The following is a 26048-nucleotide window of genomic DNA, read 5'->3' as shown; positions in this document are numbered from 1 at the left end:
GACAGCCAGGAACTGAGGATTAACTGCTTAACCTTTGACTGCGCCAGCCGTCAGGCCACGCACGAAATATTTACCAGCGAGGATATACACCAGCAACGTCGGCAGCGCAGCGATGATCGCCGCCGCCATGTTGACGTTGTACTCGGTCACGCCGGTCGAGGTGTTGACCAGGTTGTTGAGCGCCACGGTCACCGGTTTGGCATCCGAGCCGCCGAACACCACGCCGAACAGGAAGTCGTTCCAGATCTGCGTGAACTGCCAGATGAAGCACACCATGAAAATCGGCAGCGACAGCGGGAAGATGATCTTGCGGTAGGTCAGGAAGAATCCTGCGCCGTCGATGCGCGCCGCCTTGACCAGTTCTTCCGGCACGGTCACGTAGTAATTGCGGAAGAACAGCGTGGTGAACGCGATGCCGTAGACGATGTGGACGAAGATCAGGCCCGGCGTGGTGTTGGCCAGGTCGAACATGCCCAGCAGGCGCGCCATCGGCAGGATCACCACCTGGAACGGGATGAAGCAGCCGACCATCAGCCCGGCGAACAACGCTTCGGAACCGCGGAAGCGCCAGTGCGCCAGCACGTAGCCGTTGAGCGAGCCGATCAGGGTGGAGATCAGCACCGCCGGAATCGTCATCTTGATCGAGTTCCAGAAGAACGGCGCCAGGCCGCCGCAGTCGACGCCGGTGCAGGCGCTGTCCCAGGCTTTGCCCCAGGCCGCGGCCGTGGGCGACATCGGCGGCGCCAGCAGGTTGCTGGTGCGGATTTCGTCGAGCGATTTCAGCGAGGTGGTGATCATCACGTACAGCGGCGCGAGGTAGTACAGCGCCACCAGCACCAGCAGCACATAGATCAGCACGCGGCCGATGGTGAGCGGCTTGCGCTCCTGGTTGGGCCCGCCTTTGGGCGCAAAAGTATCAACGGCCATTGCGGGTTCCTTTCGTTTCCAGATACATCAAAGGCACCAGCACGGCCAGCACGGTCGCCAACATCATCACGGCGGAAGCGGCGCCGAGGCCGAGTTGTCCGCGCGTGAAGGAGAACTGATACATGAAGATCGCCGGCAAGTCCGACGAGGTGCCGGGTCCGCCCGCGGTCAATGCCATCACAAGGTCGAAGCTCTTGATGGCGATGTGGCCGAGCACCAGCAGCACGCTGAAGAACACCGGGCGCAGCGCCGGAATCACGATGCGGCGATAGATGGTCGGCAAGCTGGCGCCGTCGACCATCGCGGCCTTGATGATGGCGTCGTCGATGCCGCGCAGGCCGGCCAGGAACAGCGCCATCACGAACCCGGACGATTGCCACACGCCGGCGATGACGACGGTGTAGATCGCCATGTCGGAGTTGACCAGCCAGTCGAAGCTGAAGTTGGCGAAGCCCCAGTCATGCATCATTTTTTCCAGGCCGAGGCCGGGATTGAGAATCCATTTCCAGGCGGCGCCGGTCACGATGAAGGACAGCGCCATCGGGTACAGGTAGATGGCGCGCAAGGCGCCTTCGGCACGGATCTTCTGATCCAGCAGGATCGCCATGAACAGGCCGATGGCCAGGCACAGCAAGATAAATAGGCCGCCGAAGATGCCGAGATTGCTGGCCGCCGTCCACCAGCGGTCGAGCGCGAACAGTCGGGAGTATTGATCGAAGCCGGCGAATTCGTAGTTGGGCATCAGGCGCGAATTGGTCAGCGACAGATAGCCGGTGAGTGCGATGAAGCCGTAAACAAAGACCAGCGACAAAATGATGGTCGGCGATAAGACCAGGCGCGGCAGCCAGTTGTCGGCCAGCGCGGCGAATTTTCCACTGCGTCGGGGCGTGGCCTTGCCGGCTGCGGGGCTGCCGCCAGCGCCAGTCGACGACAGGGAAACTGTTGAGTTGGACATGCATGTCTCCTGAACCCGGGGAAATATCGCGAAGCCGGTCGAACAATCTTGCCGGCCTTTCACGACGGTGGGCGCCCGACCGCTGCGCCCGCCCCGTAAATACCCTGTCCGCAGGCACGCCGGAGCGCGCTGCGGAACAGGTCCTTAATACATATTACTTATTATTGCGTTTTCGCGGCTTTTGCCAGCGCTTGCACGGCGGCTTGCGAAGTCATGTTGGAATTCATGAACTTGGCAATCACGTCGAACATCGCGCCTTGTGCTGCCGAGCTGACGGCCATGCCGTGGGCCATGCTCGGCTCCAGTGTATTGGCTTTGCTCGATGCGGCAAAGTCATCCATCGACTTGGTCGCGCAGCTGTCGAACTTGGTGCGCGGCACATCTGGACGGACCGGGATCGAACCCTTGTTCAGGTTGAAGACTTCCTGGAATTCCGGGCTCATGATCGCGGTTGCCAGCGTCAGCTGTGCTTTTTGCGAATCAGGATTCTTGACCTTGAACATGGCGATCGAGTCGATGTTGAAGGTGTAGGACTTGTCGGTGCCCGGTGCTGCCACGCACAGATAGTCCTTGCCCGGTTGCTTGCCGGCGGTGGTGAACTCGCCCTTGGCCCAGTCGCCCATGAATTGCATGCCGGCCTTGCCGTTGATGACCATGGCGGTTGCCAGGTTCCAGTCACGGCCTGCGGAATCCTTGTCGATGTAGGTCTTGATCTTGCCCAGTGTGTCGAAAGTCTTGACCATGTTGGCGCTGGTCAGGGCTGTCTGGTCCAGTTTCACCAGGGCCTTCTGGTAGAAGTCGGCGCCGCCGACGCCCAGGGCGACGGTTTCAAACACGGTGGCGTCCTGCCATGGCTGGCCGCCATGGGCAACGGCGACGAAGCCGGCTTTCTTGATCTTTTCTGCAGTGTCGAAGAATTCATCCCAGGTCGTCGGCGTCTTGGCGCCGGCTTTCTTCAGCACTTCCGGGTTGATCCACAGCCAGTTGACGCGGTGCACGTTGACCGGTGCGGCAACATAATGGCCCTGGTATTTCATCACGCTGGACACCGACTTCGGCAGCAGGGAATCCCACTTGCCGGCGGTTGCGGCGGAGTCGATGTTGGCCAGCACGCCTTCCTGACCCCACTCTTGAATGGCAGGGCCCTTGATCTGGGCGGCAGTCGGAGGGCTGCCGGCGATGACGCGCGCCTTCAGGGCGGTCGTCGCGTTTTCACCCGCGCCGCCGGCGACCGCGAAATCCTTCCAGGTCACACCCTTGGCTTCCATGATTTTTTTCAGTTCGGCAACCGATTTTGCTTCACCGCCGGAAGTCCAGTAGTGCAGCACTTCCACTTCCGCGGCATACGCTACGGTGGAAGCTGCGATCAGGCTGGTGGCGATCAGACTTTTTTTAATGGCGTGCTTCAACATCATTTTTTATCTCCTGTGTTTTAAAAATTGCCGGCGACTTGCATCGCGGCAAGGTCAGCGTTCCCGGGGGAGAACTTGCTACTGGTTGGCGGTGCCTGGTGGACACTCTTTGCCGGTTCACTTTACTTAAACTACAAAAACTGCCTCAATAAAATTTAATTATTAGGGCGAACTCCCGTCGCTCGCTTGTAATTGTAGTAATGCTACAGTAACATTGCAATATAAGTTTTGTTTAATTACATAGAAATCTCATGCACGCCATTCCAGAAGAAGCGACCTTGTTCAATTTCGTCCTGTTTGGAGCGACAGGCGATCTGGCGATGCGCAAGATCATTCCGGCGCTGTTCTCCGCGCATCTTGACGGCAAATTGCATCAAGACGGTCGCATTATTTGCGTTTCCAACCAGCAACTGAGCCAGGACGCCTATCTCGACTGGGCCCACGCCCAGGCCGGCGCCCACGTCAGTGAAGGCATTGCCGGTGAGCATGCAAAAAAATGGCAGAGTTTTCTTCAAAGAATTACCTATGTCGTGCTGGACGCCACCAACGCCGCCGACTACGCCCTGCTCGGCCGGCAGCTCAATAGCGAAGCCGTCACGGTGTTCTATCTGGCGACGTCGCCGAAGCTGTTCGAGCCGATCTGCAATCATCTGGCGGCCGGCAGCATCGCTCTCGACAACGCCCGCGTCGTGCTGGAAAAGCCGCTGGGCCACGACCTGCAATCCTCGCGCGCGATCAACGACGCCGTGGCGCGCGTGTTCGCGGAAGACCAGATTTATCGCATCGATCACTATTTAGGCAAGGAGTCGGTGCAGAACCTGCTGGCGCTGCGCTTCGCCAACAGCCTGTTCGAGCCGCTGTGGCGGCGCGAATCGATTGAACACGTGCAACTGACCATCGCCGAGCAGCTTGGCGTGGAAGGCCGCGGCGAGTTCTACGACGGCACCGGCGCCTTGCGCGACATGGTGCAGAACCATTTGCTGCAGCTGCTGTGCATGGTGGCGATGGAACCGCCGACTTCGCTTGATGCGAATGCGATACGGGATGAAAAAGTCCGCGTGCTGCGCGCCCTGAAACCGTTCAGCCGCGACGACCTGGAATCGCACGCCGTGCGCGGCCAATATGCCGCCGGCGCGGTACGCGGCCAACCGGTCGTCGGCTACCACCAGGAAGCCGGCATCCCGGCGCAGTCCAAGACCGAGAGCTTCATCGCCCTGCATGCCGAAATCAACAACTGGCGCTGGGCCGGCGTGCCGTTCTTCTTGCGCACCGGCAAGCGCCTGGCGGAACGCACCGCGGAAATCGTGATTACCTTCCGCCCGATTCCGCACGCAATCCTGCCGATGCCGAGCGGCATCCCGACCAGCAACCGCCTGGTGATCCGCTTGCAGCCGGAAGAATCGATACAACTGCATTGCTTTGCCAAAGAACCCGGCGACAGCATGACCATCCAGCCCGTGGCGCTGGACCTGGCCTTCGACCAGGCGTTCAAGCAAAAGCGAGCCGATGCCTATGAACGCCTGCTGCTGGACGTGATCCGCGGCAATCTTTCGCTGTTCGTGCGGCGCGATGAGCAAGAGGCCGCCTGGCGCTGGGTGGAGCCGCTGCTGAACCACTGGCAGAGCACCTCGGCCGCGCCGAAATCGTATTTGGCTGGAAGTTGGGGACCCAGTGCATCGTCGGCGATGATGTCGCGCGCCGGCGCGCACTGGCCAGAAGACCGGTGATCAAATTGGTAAAGCTGTAACGCCAAGATGGCTAGGCGTGCCATCGCAGGCAGTACGGAGGTACGACCAGATGGCACAACAACGCCAGCTTGGCGTTACAGCTTTACCAAAACGGATTTGCGCAAAGCGAGCTACTATACGCCACTGCGATTTGATACCGTTCAGAATCACCGATAACGCATAACCGTTTTTATTCGGAAAGTTTTACTACATGTCTTCAGCATCGCTCATACATGGCAGTTACAACCCGTCGAACACCTTCATGGATGGTCCGCGCTTGTTGGCTGATATCGGCGGCACCAATGCCCGCTTCGCGCTGGAACGCGCGCCCGGGCAGATAGACACCATCCAGACGCTGCGCTGCGCCGATTACCCGGAGTTTTCGCAGGCGGTCAAAGCCTATCTGGCGACCAACGACCATCCCGCGATTCATCACGCGGCCATCGCCATCGCCAATCCGGTGCAGGGCGACCAGATCAAGATGACCAATCACCACTGGGCGTTTTCGATCGAAGAGACGCGCAAGCTGCTCGGTCTCGACACGCTGCTGGTGGTCAACGACTTCACCGCGCTGTCGATGGCGCTGCCGCATCTGGAGCAATCGCATTGCGTGCAGATCGGCGGCGGCCAGGGGCTTGAAGGCGGCGTGATCGGCCTGGTCGGCGCCGGCACCGGCCTCGGCGTGGGCGGCCTGATCCCCAGCGAAGGCCGCTGGATCGCGCTGGGCAGCGAAGGCGGTCACGTATCGTTCTCGCCTGCCGACGAAAAAGAAGCGGCGATCCTGCAGTATTGCTGGCGCACCTATAAACACGTCTCGGCCGAACGCCTGATCTCCGGCCCCGGCCTGGAAATGATTTACAGCGCCCTGTGCGAGATCAACAAGATCAAGAACGCCGAAGAACTGGCCGCGCCGCAAATCGTCGACCGCGCGCTGAACCAGAAAGATCCGCTGTGCCTGGAAGTGGTCGACTGCTTCTGCGCCATGCTCGGCACGCTGGCGTCCAACGTCGCCGTCACGCTGGGCACGCTGGGCGGCATCTATATCGGCGGCGGCGTGGTGCCGCACCTGGGCGATTACTTCGCGCGCTCGGCCTTCCGCGCCCGTTTCGAAAGCAAGGGGCGTTTCGACGCCTACATGCAAAAGATCCCGACCTATGTCATCACCGCGCCCTACCCGGCCTTCGTCGGCGTCGCCGCGATCCTGGCCGAACGCCTCGGCGGCGGCAATGCCGTGCCTTTCCTGGAACGCATCCGCAAGGCGCGCTCGCAGTTCTCGCCGGCAGAGGAACGCGTCGCCAGCCTGATCCTGGCGCACCCGCGCGCCGTCATGAGCGAACCGATTTCGGAAATCGCCCGCCGCGCCAACGTCAGCCAGCCGACCGTGATCCGCTTCTGCCGCACCATGGGTTGCCAGGGCCTGGCCGACTTCAAGCTGAAACTCGCCTCGGGCGTCACCGGGACCGTACCGGTCGCGCACAGCCAGGTGCACGTCGGCGACTCGTCGCTGGACGTCGGCGTCAAGGTGGTCGACAACACCATCGCCGCCATGATGGAAGTGCGCGACAGCCTCAACGCGGACACGCTGAGCAAAGTCATCGAGGTACTGAGCCACGCCACGCGCGTGGAATTCTACGGCTTCGGCAGCTGCGGTCTGGTGGCCGAAGACGCCCAGCAGAAGTTCTTCCGCCTCGGCATTCCGTCGACCGCCTATACCGATCCGCAATTGCAGGAAGTCTCGGCATCGCTGCTGAAGAACACCGACGTCGCCGTGATCATCTCCAACTCCGGCCGCCTGCGCCACCTGGCGACCACGGTCGAAGTCGCGGTCAACTCCGGCGCGACCATCATCGCGCTGGCGCCGAGCAATTCGCAGTTGGCCAAACGCGCCGACTTCACCCTGGCGGTCGAGCACGACGAAGGCAGCATGATGCACATCCCGATGGTGTCGCGCATCCTGATGCTGTTGCTGGTCGACGTGCTGGCGGTGGGCGTGTCGCTGAACCGCTCCAGCCCGTTCGCCGAGCTGCAGCGCCAGGCCAAGCGCGGCATCCTGGCCCACATCGCGTCCACGCATGACGTGATCGGCGACAAGGTGGCGGCTGCCGACGACCGTTCCGCCGATCATCGCGGCGACGAAGGCGGCAAACCCAACCTGATCTCGCATACCAAGTAAGCAGGCGTATCGCTCGATCAGTTCATCAGTTAATCGGCGGAGACAAGGAAGGCAGATGAAACATATAAGCCTTCTGCATAAAAGACAACCGGCAAGACCTTTGGGTCTTGCCGGTTTTTCTTTGCACCTTGCCAGCTTGGTGCAAAAGCTTGTTTCGCCGTCGTCCTGACGAAAGTCAGGACCCAGTGTCGTAGCAACGGTTGTCACGCCACTGGGTCCCAGCGTTCGCTGGGACGACGGTGAACTATGAAAGACGGTAATAAATTTAATCAAACGGCATCAGCCCCTCAAAACCAGTGATTGGCCTGCTTCAGGTCGTTGCGCAACTCGCGGAAGCAATGATCGGTCCATTCGCTGCGGCTCACTTCATTGCGCCGCATCAGCACGATCTTGCGCTTGAGCGTGGGAAAGCGCAGCGGCGCGACGTGCAGCGTATCGTCGCGCAGATAGCTGGTGTACAGACTCGGCATGATGCCGATGGCGATACCCGAGCGCACCACGCCGTACAGCGACTCGCTGTGCACCACCTGATAGCGCTTGGACGACGACAAGCCATGCTGCAGCAAGGCCGCCGAGGCGAATTCCCATACGCTGCCCTGGGTGAACAGGACGATCTCCTCGCCCGCCATCTGGCGCCAGTGCACTTCCTTGGAGCCGGCCAAAGCATGCTCGCGCGACACGATCAGCACCAGTTCATCCTCGAACAGCGTCACGCTATCCAGCGACGCCGAGTCAGGCTCGGGCGGCTTGATGCCGACGCAAAAGTCCAGCTTGCCGGTATGCAACGCCGCCAGCAGGGCGTCGTTGGGCATATCCGACAACATGATTTCCACGTGTTCTTCATGGGCGGCGTTGTAGCGCGCGATCACCGCCGCGGTCAGCGTGACCGCCGATGGAATTGCGCCGATGCGGATGCGATGCCGTCCGGTGCCGATGACGTGCTGGATGTCGTCAAAGGTATTGGCCGCCGTATTGAGCAGGTGCCTGGCGTATTCCAGCACCACCGCGCCCTGCGCGGTCAGGCCGATCTGGTGCGTGGTGCGGTCGAACAGCTTGGTGCCCAACTGGTTTTCCAGCTGCTTGATGGAGGCGCTCAGCGCCGGTTGGGTCACGGACAGCTGTTCCGCCGCCTTGCTGAAACTGTTGGTGGAAGCCAACGTCGCCAGCGCCTGCAGGTGGCGCAAGGTAACCTTGTTATTGAGCTTAATCATGGCAATGGCTCGCTTTTCCCCGCCCATGCACATTCCAGGCCGGTCGGTTATAAGTTAAATTTATGAAATTATAAAAATAAACAAATTATATTATTTATCCAATTATCATATTCTGCATCCGGTGGCATAACGCCTAAAACGTATTTTTATTTTCTCGGGCTCTGCGCCCGTTATTCCGGGGGGATGTGATGATGAAGCAATGGATGATCGGCACAATGGCAATTCCGGCGCTGCTGGCGGGCGCCCAGGCGCAAGCGCAAAGCAAGGTGGAAATTTATGGTTTGATCTCCGGCGGCATCGGCTATCTGAGCAATCAGGGCGGCCCGCACAACCTGGAAGCCCTGAGCGGCACCAACCAGAATCCGCGTATCGGTTTCCGCGGCCAGGAAGATCTGGGCGGCGGCAACAAGGCCATCTTCAACCTGGAAAACGGCTTCAACATGATGACCGGCGCAGCATCGCAAAACGGTCGCCTGTTCGGCCGCCTGTCCTACGTCGGCCTGAGCAGCAACAGCATGGGCACCCTGACGCTGGGCCGCCAGTACGAGGCGGTCAAGGACTATCTCGGCCCGGTGGTGATCGCCAGTAACGGCGTGCATATCGGCGACAACGACAACGGCTACAACAACCTGCGCGCGCAGAATTCGGTCAAGTACATCAGCCCGACGTTCAACAATTTCAACGTCACCGCGCTGTACGGTTTCGGTGAAGCAGCCGGCGACACCAGCATCAACCGCGTCATGAGCATCGGCTCGGGCTACAAGGGCGAACGCTTCAAATGGGCCGTCGCTTACACCCAGATGGATACGCCGAACAGCGCCAAGAGCCCGGACGGCGCGATGTCCAACGACTATGCCAGCTCGCTGCTGTTGTTCAACAAGAGCGCCGTGAACAGCGCGTTCGGCGTGCAAAAGCAACGCATCCTCGGCACCGGCGGCTTTTACACCGTGGGCGATACCGACTTCGGCATGATGTACAGCAACGTCAAATACGACTACCTGGACAACACCAAGCTGACGCTGCAAAACCTGGATCTGAACCTGGTGCACCACATGACGCCGGCGCTGAACCTGGGCGCCTCCTACTTCTACACCGTCGGCAAGTACGACACCATCAACACCAATCCGAAGTGGCATCAGGTCAACTTCCAGGCCGACTATTTCCTGTCCAAGCGCACCGACGTCGCCATCACCTACAGCTACCAGATCGCTGCCGGCGACGCCAAGAACGCCACCATCTTCGGCTTCCCGTCGTCGAGCGACAAGCATCAGGGTGTCTTGATGCTGGGCATGCGCCACGTATTCTAAATTGCAGTCACGGGCCTGTCTTCCCATGGACAGGCCTAAAATAGGCATCGCGTCTGATTATGTCTAAAGGAAATCCATTTTGAAAAAAGCAAGTTTGGCGGGCATGCTTGCCCTGCTCGGCACGGGCCTGCTCACCCTGGCAGTCTCCCCAGCCCATGCCGAGAAACGTACGTTGGTATTGTCCGCCTACCCGATCGCACAGCCGCTGTTCAACAAGTACGTGTATGCGCCGTTCAAGGAAAAGTGCGGCTGTGAAATCGTGGTCGAAACCGGCAACAACGCCGATCGTATCGCCAAGCTGGATGCGCGTCGCGACAATCCGGTGGTCGATCTGGTGTTGTTGTCGGACTTCGGCATGCTGGAAGCGTCGCGCAAGGGACTCATCCAGCCGCTCGACTACGGCAAGCTCAAGAACTACAGCCAGATCTATCCGTTCGCGCGCAATCCCATCGGCGGCAACTACGCGGTCGGCTACACCATTTATTCCGTCGGCCTGGTGTATCGCACCGACAAGATCAAGTCGCTGACCTCGTGGAAAGACCTGTGGCGCGACGACATGAAGGGCCGCATCGCGCTGCCCGACGTCAGCACCACGCAAGGTCCGCTGGCGCTGCAAATGGCCGACATCGCCTGGGGCGGCAAGACGGAAAATTTCAGCACCGGCATGCAAAAGATCCTGGCCATCAAGAACAACGTGGTGACCTTCTCCAAGAACAGCGCCCAGTTGTCCTCGCTGTTCGCGCAGGATGAAATCTGGGCTGCGCCGGTGGCGCGCTTCACCTGGGCGCAACTGATGAAGACCGGCATGCCGCTGAAATGGAGCATCCCCGCAGAAGGCCAGGCCGCCGGCATGAACGTGATGGGCATCGTCAACAAATCCAAAAACGCCGACCTGGCCTACCAGTTGATCGATTTCTGGTTGTCGAAAGAGGTGCAGACCGCGCTGGCGATGGATCTGGTCGATTCGCCCGTGAACACCCAGGTGGTGCTGCCGAAAGACAAGGCCGAGTTCAATACCTACGGCGGCGAGCATATTGCCTCGCTCAAGTTCGTCAAGCCGGAAACTCTGCTCAAGCACCGCTCGGCGTGGCTGGAACAGTGGAACAAGGGCATCAGTAAATAGTTAGAGGCGCTGAAGCCTCACTCAACGCCCGGGATCGCAACCACGCTGTCCCGGGCTTGCGCATCTGATGCACCGCAAGTAAACGGAGTCGCAACACATGGTTGCACATGATAAAAAACGCTTAGGCATCCTGCTGGTGACGCCGGCCCTGATCTTCACGGTGGTCTGCTTCCTGTTGCCGGTGCTGGCCTTGCTGCTGGACGCCTTCCGGGTCGACGGCCCGGTCGCGCATTGGGGGCTGGATCGCTTCATCGCCTTCTTTGCCGAACCGCTTAATCGCCAGGTTTTTATGCGCACCTTGCGCATCGCCGCGCTGGTGACGCTGTTCTCGGCCCTGCTGTCCTATCCGGCGGCACAAGCCATCGTGCGCGTGTCGCCGCGCTATCGCGGGCTGGTGCTGGGCATGATGATCCTGCCGCTGATGGTGTCGCCGATCGCGCGCACCTACGCCTGGATCGTCCTGTTCGGCCGCAACGGCGCGATCAATTCCACCCTGCTGCACCTGGGCCTGGCCGATGAGCCGCAGCGCCTGCTGTTCAGCGAAATGGCGGTGTTCGTCGGCCTGCTGCAATTGCTGCTGCCGCTGATGCTGATGTCGCTGGTCAGTTCGATGGAAAACCTCTCGCGCGACATCACGCTGGCCGCTTCCACCCTCGGCGCCAATGCCTGGCAGGTATTCACCCGCGTCACGCTGCCGTTGACGCAGGAAGGCCTGATCGTCGGCGGCACGCTGGTCTTCACCGGCTGCGTCACCGCCTATGTCACGCCGGCATTGCTGGGCGGCCCCAAGGTGTTGATGCTGGAAACCCTGCTCTACCAAAAAGTCAGCGTCGAAAGCGATTTCGGCACCGCCAATGTGATCGCCGTGATCCTGGTCGCCATGACGCTTGCCGTCAACGCCGGATTGAAACGCATCTCTTCCAGCCGGAGCACCGCATGAAAGAAGGTCTGTTTTCCCGCACCATGCTGTGGCTGGTGTTCCTGTTCCTGCTGGGGCCGTTCGTCATTGTTTTCCTGGCCGGCTTCAGCGCCGGAGAAACGCTGGCGTTTCCGCCGACGTCCTATTCGCTGCGCTGGATCTTTGAGGTGCTGGCGGCGGAAGAATTCCAGCGCGCCTTCCGGACCAGCCTGGAAATCGGCTTGCTGGCGACCGTGATTGCGCTGCTGCTCGGCGTGCCGGTGGCCTACGCCATGTCGCGCATGCCGCCGCCGGGCATGGGTGCGATCAAGCAAATTTTGACCTCGCCGCTGATCGTGCCGGCGATGCTGGTGGGTCTCGGCCTGCTGCGCCATTTCGTGCTGCTGGTGGATGCGCCGGTGTTCCTCGGCCTGCTGGTCGGCCATATCGGCCTGCTCACGCCGTATGCGGTGCGCGTGGTGTATGCCAGCCTGGTCAACCTGCGCGTCGACATCGAAGAAGCCGCGATCACGCTGGGCGCCTCGCGCGCGCAGACCTTCTTCCTGATCGTGCTGCCGAATATCCGCAGCGCGGTCATTGCCGCCTTCTTCCTGGCCTTCGTCACCTCCTTCAACCAGGTGCCGGTGTCGCTGTTCCTGACCGGTCCCGGCATCAGCACCTTGCCGATCGAGATGCTGGGCCATATGGAAAACAGTTTCGATCCTTCGATCGCCGCCCTGTCGACCTTGCTGGTCTTGTTCACCATGGCCTTCGTGCTGGCGACCGAAAAGGTGCTGGGAATTTCAAAATACATGTGAGAGCACGATGAGTTATCTGGAACTGCGCCAACTGGCGCTGGGTTACGGCAAGAGCAATGCCGCGGTGGACAAGCTGGATCTGTCGGTCGAACAGGGCGAACTGATTTCGCTGCTCGGCCCGAGCGGTTGCGGCAAGACCACCACCATGCGCGCCATCGCCGGCCTGATCGACCTGCGCGCCGGCAGCATCACGCTGGACGGCCGCGACATCGGCCGCCTGCCGCCCAACAAACGCAACATCGGCATGGTGTTTCAATCCTACGCCCTGTTCCCGCATCTGAACGTGTTCGACAACGTCGCCTTCGGCCTGCGCCTGCGCAAGGTCGACGACAAGACGCTGCGCGCGAAGGTGGAGAAAGTCATCGCCGCCGTCGGCCTGGCCGGTTTCGAAGCCCGCCTGCCGGCCCAGATGTCGGGCGGCCAGCAGCAGCGCGTCGCCCTGGCGCGCGCCATCGTCATCGAACCCAAACTGTTGTTGCTGGACGAGCCGCTGTCGAACCTCGACGCCAAGCTGCGCGTGCAGATGCGCGCCGAATTGCGCCGCATCCAGCGCGAGCTCGGCATCACCATGCTGTACGTCACCCACGACCAGGAAGAAGCGCTGGCGCTGTCGGACCGCATCGTCGTGATGAACGCCGGCAAGATCGAACAGATGGATGCGCCGGAAAGCCTGTTCCGCCAACCGCGCACGCGTTTCGTCGCCAACTTCATGGGCTTTGAAAACATCTTCGATTATCGCGACGGCAATTTGCACGGCAACGGCCGGCAACTTCCGTTCGATGCGACCGTGCCCGCCGGCACCGCCTGCATCGGCTGGCGTCCGGAACGCGTGATCGTCGGCGCCGGCGCTTACAGCGGCACCGTCCTGTCGCGCGGCTTTCTCGGCGATGCGGTGGAATACCTGCTGCAAACCCCGCTGGGCGAAGTCAAGGGTTTTGCCGAAGCACGCTTTGCGACGTGGCGCGAAGGTGACACGGTCTCGTTCGATCTGCCGTCGGACAGCGCCTTGTTTTTACCGGCCTAGAGCAACAAGAAAAACAACAAGAAAATCACACGCAAGAAAGAACACATCATGCAAAAAATATGGCTGGATACCGATCCCGGCTTCGACGACTGGCTCGCGATGCTGATGCTGTCGGCCAATCTCGACGTGCAATGGCTGGGCGTCTCGGTCGTGGCCGGCAATGCGCCGCTGGCGACAACCTATGACAATGCCTTGCGCATCAAGAAGCACTACCACCTCGACGTGCCGGTGTACGCCGGTTGCGATGCGCCACTGGCAGGCGCGCAGGAAACCGCGCAATGCATCCTCGGCGCAGACGGCATGGAAACCACCGGCGAGCCGTTGCCGACCGTCGACATCCGCCAATCGGAAGCGGAACAGGAAGCGCGCGAGCAGCGCAGCCCGCTGCCCCACGCCGTCGACGCGCTCATCGAAGCCGTGCGCAAGCATCCCGGCGCACTGACGCTGATGTGCATCGCGCCGATGACCAATATCGCCACCGCCCTGCAGCGGGCGCCGGACATCGCCGCGCAGATCAAGGAAATCATCCTCATGGGCGGCTCGGCCGACCAGGGCAACCACACCGCCGCGGCGGAATTCAACATCTTTGCCGATCCGGAAGCGGCCGACATCGTCTTCAATGCCGGCATCCCTCTGCGCATGTTCGGTCTGAACCTGTGCCGCCAGTTGCTGGTGACGTCGGCCGAAGTGCAGCAAGTGCGCGCGCTCGGCACGCCGCGCGCCAAATGGCTGGCGGGATACTTCGATGCCTACCTGCGCATTCGCAGCGCCGACGGCTCCGTGCCGATGCCGATGTACGACCCGGCGGTGGCGATTTACCTGCGCCGGCCGGAGTTGTTTGCCTTCAAGCCGGCGCGCGTGGACATTGAAGTGCAAGGTCGCCTCACGCGCGGCATGACGGTGTGCGAATTCCGCGTGCCGCGCCGCGCCGAAGCCAATACCGAAGTCGCCATGACCGTCGATGGTCCGCGCGCCATGGCATGCATGATGCAGGAATTGCTGGGTACGTTGTCGTAGTCCGGATTTCAACGGCACGGAACAGAACAAAACGACAGCACAACAGAATGGATTCAGGTTTTATGAAAGCAGTTGATTCATCCGCCATTGCCACGCCATCCGGGATGTGCACGACTCAGGGAGCGCGTCATGCAGAGCAATAATGCAACGCCGCTGAGCCTGGAACAATTCGTGCGCGCCATGCCGAAGATGGAATTGCATTGCCATCTCTTCGGCACCGTGCGCAAACAGACCTTCATCGATCTGGCGGAAAAATCGGGCAATCGCGTCTCGCGTGAAGAAATCGATGCGTTCTACAGCCGCGGCGAGAAACCGGTCGGCGTGCTGCGCGTATTGCGCGCGCTGGATGCATACCTGATCCTCGGACCAAGCGACCTGCATCGCATCACCTACGAATATCTCGAAGACCTGCACAGCCACGGCGTGCGCTATACGGAATTCTTCTGGAATCCGACCGGCACGGTGCGCGTGTCCGGCATCAGCTACGCTTCGGCGCAGGCGGCGATCGTGCTGGCGATTCGCGAGGCGCAACGCGACTTCGGCGTGATCGGCCGCCTGATCCCGAGCATCGACCGCGAAGCCGATCCGTTGGAAGCCGTCGCCATGGTGCGATGGATGGCCGAGCATCGCCAGCCGGAAGTCATCGGCATCGGCATGGATTACCGCGAGAACGATCGTCCTCCGGAACTGTTCCTGCAAGCCTATCGCGATGCGCAGGCTTTCGGTTTCAGAACAACGGCGCACGCCGGCGAATTCGGCATGCCATGGGTCAACGTGGAAACGGCGATCGAGTTGCTGAAGGTCGACCGCGTCGATCACGGCTACACCATCGTTGACAATCCGACGTACATGCAAGAGTGCATCGCCAAAGACGTGATCTTCACCGTCGTGCCGACCAATTCGTACTACCTGCGCACCCTGCCGCCGGAACGCTGGGCGCAGGACCATCCGATTCGCGCCATGGTCAACGCCGGCGTGCGCGTGCATCCCAACACCGACGATCCGACGCTGCACCTGGTCACGCCGACAGGCGCCTGGCTGATGATGACGGAATTCGGTTTCGGCGTGGACGACATGCGCAACTTCATGCTCAATGGCCTTGATGCCGCCTGGATAGCCGATGATCTGCGACGCCGCTGGCGCACCGAGTGGTGCGCAGCTTTCGATGCGCTGCATGACAGGCTAACTACAGGCTAACTGCTGGCTAACTGCCGACTGACCCCGGAATGGCGAGGATGACAATACGGCGGGCATAAAAAAGCCCGCTCAACATCGAACGGGCCAAGAGGGGGAGTTCCTCAGGATGTCACTACACCTACGACTACTCTGCGTTACGTGTGCCGCCCGACTAAAGTACAGCACGTTTGCTGCAGACCCGCGCAGGACGACCCTGCCGCGACTATTAACGACAGAATCATGCCCACGAGGACGGTGCCGGGGTCATACGACCCCGGGCTTGTCTTACGTCAGAACAATTAGAACGAGTGGCTGATACCTGTGTAGAACGCGTTCTGGTTTTGGCCCTTGATGCCGCCGCCGCCGTACTCAACCGAGAAGTCGGAGTTGGCGCCGTTGCGAACCGTACCGACGGTCGCGTACAACAGCGTGCGCTTGGACAGGCTGTAGTTGCCGCCGACGACGAACAGGTTCGCGCTGCCAACGCCAGCGTTGACGTTGACGTGATAAGCCGCACCGATCAGCGTCAGGGCCGGGGTGATCTGGTAGTTGGCGCCCAACCAGTAGTGATTGGCGCGATCTGGATTACCGGTTGCCGCAGACGGCGCACGCAGGTTTTCATAACCGGCGAACAGCTTCAGCTTATCGATGGTCAAGGTGCCGCCCAGAGTCAGTTCCTTGGAGGAAGCGAACAGCGTCGAGAACTGACCGTTGGTGTCGCGTTGCACATCATAGATGGCGCGCAGTTCATAGGTCGGTTGCACGTAAGCCAGGGAGATACCATCGCGGCTGCCGTTGTTGGTGTTGGTTGTGCCGGTTCCCTTGGTGAACGAGCCCGCAGCTTCGCCGAAGCCATGCATCACGGTTGCCGAGAAGCCGCCGAAGTTTGGCGATTCATAGCTGACCATGTTGTTGGTTTGTGGCCAGTTGCGTTCCTTGACCAGTGTCGCTGTACTCAGAGCCTGTTGGCCGGTTGGGTCGATTGCCCAGATCGGGTCGCTCTGGATCGCCAGGTCTTTACCCATCTTCAGAGTACCGCTGGAACCGCTCAGACCGACGAAAGAACGACGTGTCCAGAGACCGCTGCCGCCGTTGACTTGTCCAGTGGACGCGTCGAAACCGCTTTCCAGGGTAAACAAGGCTTTCAGACCGCCGCCCAGATCTTCGTTGCCCTTGAAGCCGAACATGCTGGTACCCCATTCGTTACCATCGATACCCCACTTGCTGCCGCGGCCACCGCTAGCAGTAGTCTGGTTGCTCTGGTAGTTGATGCCGGCATCGATACGGCCGTAAATGGTCACGTTGGTCTGAGCCTGGACGCCGGCGGATGCGCATGCCAGGACGGCACCAATAGCGAGCGGCTTCGCAATGAATGCGACTTTTGAAGCTTTTTTCATTTCATCTCCTAAATTTGCTTGTGGGACTTCCACTATTTTTCGGGCATTGCACCCGAATTCTTTCTTATTGGCATTATTTCCGCACGACCATGTAACGGTCCGCACTTCCTTTTGCCTCTCTACATTTTATGTAGTTTTACTAAAAATTTTATTTAATTCTACACATTAAAAATTTTATTTCCATTATTTTTTTACCCCAACTACAGAGATTCAATAGATTTAATGCGAATTACAACACTCTTTTCCCATAACGCCGAATAATATGTGTACTAATGTTACAAGTAACTTTGTTACTTGCACTTAGTTTTAAAACTACATTTTGACGTGTTTGGAAGTTGACAAGCGGAATGAAAGCTTGCTATCAGGAATGAGTTCGATGAGAAACAGGCAAGATTGCGTCAGGGCAAGCAAATATGAATTCACCTACTCGCAAGAACGTAGATGAAAAAACAAAGGGTTAGCAGAATCTGCTAACCCTCTTTCCAATTTATGCGACGACGGCAGCAAAACCGCCGTCAGAAATTTTCGAAACGAACGACTCAGCGCACCGGCGCAAACAGCTTGCCGAAATCGATTTCCACCGGCTGCGTCGGCTCGGCCAGCAATCCCAGTGCATATTCGCCAAGATGATGCTCCATCAAGCGCGCCGCCAGCGCCGGCTGGCCTTGTTCAATCGCATCCAGGATGGCGACGTGTTCGTCGGCCGAGCAACTGTTGCGTTTGGGCGTCTCATAAAGACCGATCAGCAATGAGGTGCGCGCGATCAGTGTGCGCAGATACCCGCTGACGATGTCGTTCCGATTCACCTCTGCCAGCTTGATGTGGAATTCGCCCGACAGCCGGATCCAGTCGCGCCAGTTGCCGTCCTCGCGCAGCGCATGCTCTTTCCTGATCATCTCGCGCAGTTCGGCGAACGCCTTGCTCTTGTTACCCGGCTTGGCGGCCAGCCCCTTGACGGAACCGACCTCAAGAATGACCCGCGCCTCAAAGACTTCGCGCGCTTCGCCGATGTCGTGCAGGGCGATAATGGCGCCGCGATTGGGCTGCAGCTCGATGACGCGCTCATGCGCCAGCTTGACGAAGACGCGTCGCAAGGTCCCGCGGGTGACGCCGAAGGCCTCGCACAACGGCGCTTCGACCAGGCGCGTGCCGGGCGGAAGCTTGTGATCGAGGATAGCGTCGATGATCGCCATATATATACGGGCGTCGACGGCGTCGTTACTCAATTCCTTGTTCAGCTCCTTGCCCCTCTCCCCTTTGGCCTCGCTCATTCAACCTCCGGACCAATGGCAGAATGGCAAGCTATTGTGCTCAATCGACGCATAAATCGTAGAAAATATTTGTACATATGTTCACAGTATAAGTGCTTCGCCCGCGGCCTGCACAAGTCGAGCACAATCCGGGAACGGCCTTGCATGGCGCGCCAAGCCGAGGAAAAGCGACTGTTTGCACGCCTCGCCTGTTTTCGCACCAAGATCTCATCACGGCCCGCAAATTGCGCACAATCGCGACAAGAAAGTGCACAAACCTCGATTTCGTCAGCCAGCCGACAGCATTCCCCCTTCCTCCAGCCTCGGAGAAAATCCCACATCCGACCTGCATTTAGCTGCTGAAAAGCTTCTCCCACAACGCTTTCCACCACAACGACCGCCATTTTCCAAGCCTACTGGCACGCTTCTCGCTTATCACCAATTCCAAGATTGTGCACAATCCTAATTGAAATTGTATTCATCGTGACAACGCCGCCGATACGTAAAAGTTTGCATCGGCGCGTGCAGCGAACAGGCAGCATGCAGTACAGGTACCTCGGTAATCCTCGTGACAACTCGTGAAAAGCAGGTCCGACAGGGAGCAGGGATCGGACCGATATGGCAAACATCTATCAAGACAAGAAGGAAAACATGAGCACTTTCAATAAACTCGGGGCGGCAGCCATCCTTGCACTGGGCGCCAGCGGCGTCGCCTGTGCACAATCGAGCGTCACCGTTTCCGGCGTCATCGACACCGGCTTCGGCTACACCAGCAACGCCGGCAATGGTTCGCAAAACAAGGTCGGCATGCTCAACAGCATCCTGGGCGTGTCCAACGTCGGCTTCCGCGGCAAGGAGGACCTGGGCGGCGGCCTCAATGCAGTGTTCAACCTGCAGGCCGGCTTCAATCCGACCAACGGCTCACAGTCGGCCACCGGCCAGCTGTTCTCGCGCAATTCGCTGGTCGGCCTGGAAAGCTCGTCCGGCGCACTCACCGTCGGCAAGCAATGGAACTTCAACGATGACTGGCTGGTGGGCAGCGTGTTCAAGGGCGGCTACAACTCCGGCGCGATCTTCAAGTTTTCCGAGTTCGATGCGGTCAGCGAAATCTACAACAACACCATCAAGTACGTGTCGCCTGAAGTCGGCGGCTTCCAGGGCGGCGTGATGTACGGCTTCGGCGAAGCCGCAGGCAGCCTGCGCACCGGCCAGGTGTACAACATCGCGGCGAAATACGTGCAAGGGCCGTTCTTCGTCGGCATCACCTTCGACCGCGAACAGGACGCGACCCTCGGCCTCACCAACACCGGCAACGTGCTGAAGCTGACCACGCTCGGCGCCAGCTACACCATCAACGCACTCAAACTGCGTCTTGGCGCCGCGCGCAGCGACATCTCCGGCCCCGGCACGTTCCAGTCGATTCCTTCGCTGCCGACCGCGCGCAAAGCCTACGCGGTGGAAGCCGGCGTCGACTACACCTTCACCCCCGCCTTCACCGGTTCGGCCGACGTGCTCTATCGCAAGAACACCACGCTCTCCAACAACACCAAGGTGTATCGCCTGCTCGGTATTTACAGCCTGTCCAAGCGCACCAGCCTGATCGCCAACCTGGCGTATCTGAGCAACGGCGACGGCGCCACCGAATCGCTGATCAGCACCAACTCGACCGCCATCGGCGGCGGCTTTGCCAATCAGCACCAGACCGCACTGGCGCTGGGCATCCGCCACACGTTCTGATGAGAGATGCTGCACATACAGATAAAGAACGGCACGGCGTGATCCTTGCTTGATCTTCACCTGAGAATTTCTGAATCGACTTTTCTGTTTTCCTTTTTTCAAACGGGAGTAATGATGAACAAACGCATGTCCTTGAAAACCCTGGCCGCATTGACGCTGACCATGTTCGCCGCCGTGCCGGTGGCGCACGCTGCCGACAACGTCCTGAAGATCGGCGTCAACGGCGTCATGTCCGGCGCCGCTGCATCGTGGGGACTGGTCAACAAATACTGCGCCGAGACCACCGCCGAGATGTACAACGCCAAAGGCGGCGTCGACATCGGCGGCAAGAAGTACAAGATCGAAATCGTCGCGCTCGACGACAAGAACGATCCGAAGATTTCCATTTCCAACGCCGAAAAACTCGCCAGCGACGGCATCAAGTACATCATCGGACCGAACATCGACACCACCGCCATCGCCGTCAAGCCGGTGATGGAACGCGCCAGGGCGATGAACTTCCCCTACGCCTTCTCCAAGGAGCTGTACACCGCGCCGGCCAACGCCTCGGTGCTCGGCATGGTGGCCTCGTACCAGGTCGGTCCGGTGGTCTACAAATACCTGATGGACAAGAAAGGCGTGAAGAGCATTTCCTTCGTCGCGCGCAACGAATCCGACGCCAAGAACCAGCAGGAAGAAGGCGTGGCCGCGGCCAAGAGCCTGGGCCTGAAGGTGCTGGCCGACAAGGAAAGCTACGAGCCCGGCACCACCGACTTCATGCCCATCATGTCCAAGCTGGTGCGCGCCAAGCCTGACGCCATCGTGCTGTCGGGCGTGGCGCCATCGGACGCGCCGCTGCTGATCAAGGCCGCACGCGACCTCGGCTTCAAGGGCCAGCTGTCGACCGAGACGGGACAGGACGCCAAGATCCTGGAACAGGTCGCCGGTGAAAAAGCGGCAGGCTTCCTCTCCGTCGGCGGCGCATCGACGCCGGCGATCCAGTCCGACTACATGAAGCAATTCGTCGAGGTCTACAAGAAGCGCGTCGGCGAGTGGAATGACGAAGCCGGCACCAAGGCTTATGCGCTGGAACTGATCCTGGCCGTGCTGCAAAAAAACCCGAAGGCCTTGACCGACGTCGAGCAATTCCGCAAGGAGATGCCGTCGTTCAAGATGAGCAATCCGTTTGTGAAGGACAAGACCACGCTGCAATTCGTCGGCAAGAAAGACTTCGGCCGCCAATCGCAGGTAGGCGTGCCGCTGGTGGTCAATGCCTACAAGGGCGGCGGCTTCGAAGCGGTCTACGTCGGCCAGGTCGCGAACTGATCGCAGTTGCAACGAGCGTTGTTGTACCCCGCCGAGCGTTATCCCGCGCGAGGCGGGTTTAGTAGAAGCAAAGTAGTAGTTAGTAACAAAAAAACCTGTTTAGGGTCTGTAGCGAGAGGTCGTCAGCCGGTGGCGGACGGAGCACAGGAACCGGAACGTACTCAGGTACGTGAGGATTCCGAGCACCGCCCGACGCCGGATCACGGCCTCGCAGTAAGACCATAAGCAGGTTTAGTCTGCTTCACCCATTGTCTGCGCCGGCCTCCCTTCCGGTGCAGACAATACCTGGACGTTCATGCATGCAACAACATAGGATTCATCAACCGACATGCTGCAAATTCTCATCAACGGACTCATCCTCGGCTCGGCCTATGCGCTCATTGCGCTGGGACTGACCATGGTCTTCAGCATCATGCGCGTGGTCAATTTCGCGCACGGCCAGATGTACATGCTGGGCGGCTTCGTCATGTACTACCTGTACGGACAATTCGGCTTCCCGTTCTGGCTGGCGCTGCTGCTGGCGGGCGCCACACTCGGCGTGATCGGCATGGCGTTCAACCGCTTGCTGTTCCAGCCCGTGCTGGCGACCTCCAAGCGCGAAGAAAGCAGCATGCTGATGGCGGTCGGCACCGCCCTGCTGCTGGAAAATGTCGCGCTCTCGCTGTTCGGCGAAAAACAGCGCGGCGTGCCGACGCTGATCGACGGCGTGCTGATCCTCAACGACGGCGACGCCTATCTGCCCTATTCCAATCTCGCGGTCGCCGCGATCTCGATCGGCTTCATCGTCGCGCTGCTGCTGTTCGTGCAATACACCAAACCCGGCCGCGCCTTGCGCGCCGTGGCGCAGGACAAGGAAGCGGCGCTGCTGCAAGGCGTCAACGTCAAGTTCATCACCACGCTGGGATTTGCCATCGGCGCGGCGCTGGCCGGCATCGCCGGCGGCCTGCTGGTGACGCTGTACGGCGTCAATGCCGGCGTCGGCACCAACATCTCGACCAAGGCCTTCATCATGATCATGATCGGCGGCGCCGGCGTGACGTCGGGCGCGATCGTCGGCGGCTTCGTGCTCGGCATGGCCGAAGCAGTCGGCTACGACCTGCTGCCGAGCAGCATGACTTACCTACTGATCTTCGTCGCCATGATCGTGTTCCTGATCTTCAAACCGAACGGCCTGTTCGGCAAACCCTGGGGCTGAGCATGACGACACCTCTCCATTCCCTGCTCACTTCCGTGTCTTCACGAGGCTCCATGAAACTCGACAAACGCCGCGATTTTTCCATGATCCTGCTGATACTCGGCGCGCTGATCGTGCTGCCGCTGGGCATCGGCCACTCGCGCTACCTGATGTCGGTCCTGATGAACTGCGCCGGCGTGGCCGTCATCGCCAGCGGCGTGTGGCTGACCTTTTGCATCGGTCGCATCAATATCTGCCAGGCCGGTTTCGCGCTGATCGGGGGCTACGTCACCGCCATCCTGATCGCCAAGGCCGGATTCAGCTTCTGGATTGCGCTGCCGCTGTCGTGCCTGGCGTCGGCACTGTGCGGCGCGCTGATCGGCAGCGTCATCCTCAAGCTCAAGGGCATTTATTTTTCCATGCTGACCATTTGCCTGACCGAAGCGATTCGTCTCGCCTTCCTCAACGGCGGCAGCCTGACGCAAGGCTCCAAGGGCATCACCGGTTTGCCGCAGCCGTTTTCGGGCGACTCGCCGCTGCCTTTGTATTACGTCGGCATAGCCCTGCTGGCCATCGCGCTCGGCGTGGTCTGGCGCGTGCACTATTCGCGTCTGGGCGGCATCTTCCGCGCCATGCGTCTCAATGAAGACCTGGCCGAAAGCTTCGGCGTCAACGTCTGGCGCTACCGCATCCTGGCCTTCTCCATCGCCTGCGCGCTGGGTGGATTAGGCGGCAGCTATTTCTCGGTGTTCACGCAGAGCGTCTATCCGCAAAGCTTCACGGTCGAACACAGCATCTACTACATGCTGTTCTGCTTCCTGGGCGGGCTGGAATATGTCAGCGGCGCGATGATCGGCGCGTTTGCACTGACCATCCTGTTCGAGCTGTTGCAAGACTTCCAGCAATATCAGTCGCTGATCTACGGCGTGCTGATGATCGTGGTCATGTTGACGCTGCCGAATGGATTGATGGCGCTGCGCGGCTTCTCGTTCTCGCTGCCGTTCCGCAAAGGAGAGGCGAAATGAGCGCATCGATGAACCCGGTGAGTCCGTCGGTGGTCCCTGCACCGGACAAACGCATCATCCTCGAAGCCAGCGGCCTGAGCAAACGCTTCGGCGGCCTGCTGGCCAACGACGACGTCTCGCTCTCGCTCGGCACCGAGAGCGGCAAGGTTACGTCCGTGATCGGCCCCAACGGCGCAGGAAAAAGCACTTTCTTCAAAATGCTGGCGGGATTCTGCACGCCGACCACCGGCAAGGTGCGCCTGTTCGGTGAAGACATCACCGGCCTGACGCCGCACAGGATTTCCGCCAAGGGATTGGTGCGCACGTTTCAGGAAACCACGATTTTCCCCGAGCTGACCGCGCTCGAACACGTCGCGCTGGCACGGCAGTTATCGCGCAGCGCCAACGACTTACAGGTGTTCGCCAACACCGCCTCGGCGCGGCGCGACGAAGAGCGCATGCGCGCCGACGCGCTGGAGATCCTGCGCTTCCTCGATCTCGACGGCGTCGCCGACAGCGTCGCCAAGACGCTGCCGCACGGTTACCTGCGTCTGCTAGGCATCGCCATGGGCATGGCCGCGAGTCCCAAGGTGCTGCTGCTGGACGAACCCTACGCCGGCCTCAATCCCGACGAGACCGACCGCGCCGTCGAACTGACGCGCAAGATCGCCGCCAGCGGCGTCTCCATCCTGCTGGTGGAACACGACATGAAAGCCGTGATGAAAATCTCCGACCATATCCACGTGCTCTACTTCGGCAAGAAAATCGCCGAAGGCACGCCGGAAGACATCCGCAACAACGAACAGGTGATCGAAGCCTATCTGGGCAAGGAAGACGAGGACATCGGCCTATGAACGCGATACTGGAATCCGCTGCGCCCGTCGTGCCGGCAACAAGCGCCATCCCGCACCTGCAACTGCAAAACATCTCGCTCAATTACGGCCAGGTGCGCGCGCTGCAAGACGTCAGCTTGCGCGTCGACCAAGGCAGCGTGGTGGCGCTGATCGGCGCCAACGGCGCAGGCAAGTCGTCGACCCTGCGCGCCGTCACCGGCCTGTCGCCGGTATGCGGCGGCCAGGTGCTGCTCAACGGCGCCGACGTCACCGGCACCTCGGCGCACAAGCTGGTCGAGCAAGGCGTGGCGATGGTGCCCGAAGGCCGTCACGTCTTTCCCTTCATGTCGATCAAGGACAACCTGCTGATGGGCGCCTACACGCGCTCGGACAAGGGCGGCATCGCGGCGGACCTGGACAAGGTGCTGACGCGCTTTCCGCGCCTGAAGGAACGCTTCGGCCAGCAGGCGTCGAGCCTGTCCGGCGGAGAACAGCAGATGGTCGCCATCGGCCGCGCGCTGATGGCGCGTCCGCGCCTGCTGTTGCTGGACGAACCGTCGCTGGGCATCGCGCCGCAATTCATCCGCCTGATCGCGCGCACCATCCTCGAAATCAACAAGGACGAAGGCGTCACCATCATGCTGGTCGAACAGAACAGCCGCATGGCGCTGATGATCTCGCGCTACGCCTACATCCTCGCCACCGGCCGCATCGAACTCGAAGGCGTCTCGCGCGAACTGCTCGACCATCCCGACATCAAGCGCCTGTACCTGGGCGCATGAGCACGACCATAAGCACGACCATAAGCACGAACATGAGCAAGCGCAAGACCCCGCATCAACCGCCAAGAACAATCGAGACAACGTGAAAATCAATATCGTCAATCCCAACACCACCGCCGGCATGACGGCCAAGATCGGCGACTGCGCACGCCAGGTCGCTGCGCCGGATACCGAGATCTGGGCCTGCAATCCCGCCACCGGACCGGTATCGATCGAAGGCCATTACGATGAAGCCATGTGCGTGCCCGGCCTGCTCGCCGAAATCCGCCGCGCCGAAACCGCCGGCGCCGACGCTCACATCATCGCCTGCTTCGGCGATCCCGGCCTCGAAGCCGCGCGCGAAATCGCCAGCGGCCCGGTGTTCGGCATCGCCGAAGCTGCCATGCACGCAGCCAGTTTCGTGGGCAAGCATTTCAGCATCGTCACCACGCTGGGAAGAACCTGCGGCATCGCCGCGCATCTGGCGGAACGCTACGGCATGCAGCGCTTCTGCCGCAACATCCGCGCCTGCGAAATCGCCGTGCTCGATCTCGACAATCCGGCTTCCGACGCCTACGCCGCGATCATGCAGGAATGCCGCCTCGCACTGGAACAGGATAACGTCGACTGCATCGTACTGGGATGCGCCGGCATGGCCGATTTGTGCCAGGCCATCAGCAAAACGTTGGGCGTACCGGTGATCGACGGCGTCAGCGCTGCCGTGACCTTTGCCGAAAGCCTGGTGCGGCTGGGCCTGCACACCAGCAAGCGCGGCGAATGGAATTATCCGCTGCCGAAACAGTATCTGTAAGACACCGC

Annotated in this window: 22 protein-coding genes; 16 read left to right on the top strand and 6 right to left on the bottom strand. The window is 60.3% G+C overall.

The features are described from left to right. Positions 1-27: 27 nt before the first annotated feature. The 3 genes from PMI16_RS04330 to PMI16_RS04320 all read right to left on the bottom strand — a co-directional run bounded on the left by PMI16_RS04330 (position 28) and on the right by PMI16_RS04320 (position 3297). Positions 28-927 carry a carbohydrate ABC transporter permease gene (locus PMI16_RS04330; protein ID WP_007876759.1) on the bottom strand — a complete coding sequence of 300 codons (900 nt, stop codon included), beginning with the start codon at positions 925-927 and terminating at the stop codon, positions 28-30. Beyond that, on the bottom strand, positions 917-1882 hold the full coding sequence (locus PMI16_RS04325; protein ID WP_007876758.1) for a carbohydrate ABC transporter permease: 966 nt from the start codon (positions 1880-1882) through the stop codon (positions 917-919). The genes PMI16_RS04330 and PMI16_RS04325 overlap by 11 nt, the downstream gene beginning before the upstream one ends. A 161-nt stretch (positions 1883-2043) precedes the next feature. Further along, complete coding sequence (locus PMI16_RS04320) at positions 2044-3297, bottom strand: ABC transporter substrate-binding protein (RefSeq protein ID WP_007876756.1); 1254 nt, start codon at positions 3295-3297, stop codon at positions 2044-2046. A gap of 248 nt (positions 3298-3545) precedes the next feature. Between PMI16_RS04320 and zwf the strand changes: the two genes are divergently transcribed. Next, positions 3546-5021, top strand: a complete 1476-nt coding sequence (gene zwf, locus PMI16_RS04315; RefSeq protein WP_007876754.1) for a glucose-6-phosphate dehydrogenase — start codon at positions 3546-3548, stop codon at positions 5019-5021. Positions 5022-5232: 211 nt separating this feature from the next. Next, positions 5233-7194 (top strand): glucokinase, encoded by a 1962-nt coding sequence (locus tag PMI16_RS04310; RefSeq protein WP_007876752.1) that lies wholly within the window; start codon positions 5233-5235, stop codon positions 7192-7194. Positions 7195-7481: 287 nt separating this feature from the next. Here PMI16_RS04310 and PMI16_RS04305 read toward each other — a convergent pair whose 3' ends face one another. Next, a complete protein-coding gene (locus PMI16_RS04305) occupies positions 7482-8405 on the bottom strand; it encodes a LysR family transcriptional regulator (protein ID WP_034379126.1) in 924 nt (307 codons plus the stop codon). Between the two features lie 203 nt (positions 8406-8608). Here PMI16_RS04305 and PMI16_RS04300 point away from each other — a divergent pair, with 203 nt between their 5' ends. The 7 genes from PMI16_RS04300 (at position 8609) to PMI16_RS04270 (ending at position 15789) form a co-directional block, all read left to right on the top strand. Next, positions 8609-9712 (top strand): porin, encoded by a 1104-nt coding sequence (locus PMI16_RS04300; protein WP_034379238.1) that lies wholly within the window; start codon positions 8609-8611, stop codon positions 9710-9712. A gap of 103 nt (positions 9713-9815) precedes the next feature. After that, positions 9816-10835, top strand: a complete 1020-nt coding sequence (locus PMI16_RS04295; RefSeq protein WP_007876739.1) for an ABC transporter substrate-binding protein — start codon at positions 9816-9818, stop codon at positions 10833-10835. 97 nt (positions 10836-10932) lie between these two features. Continuing rightward, positions 10933-11775: an ABC transporter permease gene (locus tag PMI16_RS04290; protein WP_007876737.1), complete on the top strand. Its 843-nt coding sequence runs from the start codon at positions 10933-10935 to the stop codon at positions 11773-11775. Continuing rightward, positions 11772-12551, top strand: coding sequence for an ABC transporter permease (locus tag PMI16_RS04285; protein WP_007876735.1), 780 nt, complete (start codon positions 11772-11774; stop codon positions 12549-12551). Before PMI16_RS04290 ends, PMI16_RS04285 begins: the two co-directional genes overlap by 4 nt. Positions 12552-12558: 7 nt before the next feature. After that, positions 12559-13575 carry an ABC transporter ATP-binding protein gene (locus PMI16_RS04280; RefSeq protein ID WP_007876733.1) on the top strand — a complete coding sequence of 339 codons (1017 nt, stop codon included), beginning with the start codon at positions 12559-12561 and terminating at the stop codon, positions 13573-13575. 48 nt (positions 13576-13623) lie between these two features. Next, complete coding sequence (locus PMI16_RS04275; protein ID WP_007876731.1) at positions 13624-14592, top strand: nucleoside hydrolase; 969 nt, start codon at positions 13624-13626, stop codon at positions 14590-14592. A gap of 129 nt (positions 14593-14721) precedes the next feature. Next, complete coding sequence (locus PMI16_RS04270; RefSeq protein ID WP_007876729.1) at positions 14722-15789, top strand: adenosine deaminase family protein; 1068 nt, start codon at positions 14722-14724, stop codon at positions 15787-15789. Between the two features lie 278 nt (positions 15790-16067). On the opposite strand, the gene PMI16_RS04265 is transcribed toward PMI16_RS04270, so the two are convergent. Together PMI16_RS04265 and PMI16_RS04260 are read right to left on the bottom strand one after the other, a co-directional pair. Further along, on the bottom strand, positions 16068-17165 hold the full coding sequence (locus tag PMI16_RS04265) for a porin (RefSeq protein WP_007876728.1): 1098 nt from the start codon (positions 17163-17165) through the stop codon (positions 16068-16070). Positions 17166-17704: 539 nt separating this feature from the next. Further along, positions 17705-18436 (bottom strand): GntR family transcriptional regulator, encoded by a 732-nt coding sequence (locus PMI16_RS04260; RefSeq protein ID WP_007876727.1) that lies wholly within the window; start codon positions 18434-18436, stop codon positions 17705-17707. A 630-nt stretch (positions 18437-19066) separates the two neighbouring features. Here PMI16_RS04260 and PMI16_RS04255 point away from each other — a divergent pair. From PMI16_RS04255 to PMI16_RS04225, 7 genes are all read left to right on the top strand, one after another. Further along, complete coding sequence (locus PMI16_RS04255; protein WP_034379231.1) at positions 19067-20152, top strand: porin; 1086 nt, start codon at positions 19067-19069, stop codon at positions 20150-20152. Between the two features lie 126 nt (positions 20153-20278). Beyond that, the gene (locus PMI16_RS04250) at positions 20279-21457 is read left to right on the top strand and encodes an ABC transporter substrate-binding protein (protein ID WP_202801640.1); all 1179 of its coding nucleotides are present in this window, start codon (positions 20279-20281) and stop codon (positions 21455-21457) included. 328 nt (positions 21458-21785) lie between these two features. Further along, on the top strand, positions 21786-22652 hold the full coding sequence (locus PMI16_RS04245; protein ID WP_007876720.1) for a branched-chain amino acid ABC transporter permease: 867 nt from the start codon (positions 21786-21788) through the stop codon (positions 22650-22652). Positions 22653-22705: 53 nt separating this feature from the next. Continuing rightward, positions 22706-23656, top strand: coding sequence for a branched-chain amino acid ABC transporter permease (locus PMI16_RS04240; RefSeq protein ID WP_007876719.1), 951 nt, complete (start codon positions 22706-22708; stop codon positions 23654-23656). Continuing rightward, positions 23653-24489 (top strand): ABC transporter ATP-binding protein, encoded by an 837-nt coding sequence (locus tag PMI16_RS04235; RefSeq protein WP_007876718.1) that lies wholly within the window; start codon positions 23653-23655, stop codon positions 24487-24489. The genes PMI16_RS04240 and PMI16_RS04235 overlap by 4 nt, the downstream gene beginning before the upstream one ends. Then, positions 24486-25250: an ABC transporter ATP-binding protein gene (locus PMI16_RS04230; protein ID WP_007876717.1), complete on the top strand. Its 765-nt coding sequence runs from the start codon at positions 24486-24488 to the stop codon at positions 25248-25250. The genes PMI16_RS04235 and PMI16_RS04230 overlap by 4 nt, the downstream gene beginning before the upstream one ends. An 82-nt stretch (positions 25251-25332) precedes the next feature. After that, positions 25333-26040: an aspartate/glutamate racemase family protein gene (locus tag PMI16_RS04225; RefSeq protein WP_007876716.1), complete on the top strand. Its 708-nt coding sequence runs from the start codon at positions 25333-25335 to the stop codon at positions 26038-26040. Positions 26041-26048: the final 8 nt, after the last annotated feature.

The organism is Herbaspirillum sp. CF444 (genome assembly GCF_000282135.1).
Lineage (GTDB): Bacteria > Pseudomonadota > Gammaproteobacteria > Burkholderiales > Burkholderiaceae_D > Herbaspirillum.
Note: the sequence above shows the minus strand (reverse complement) of the source record. Positions and strands in the feature narration are given on the sequence as shown.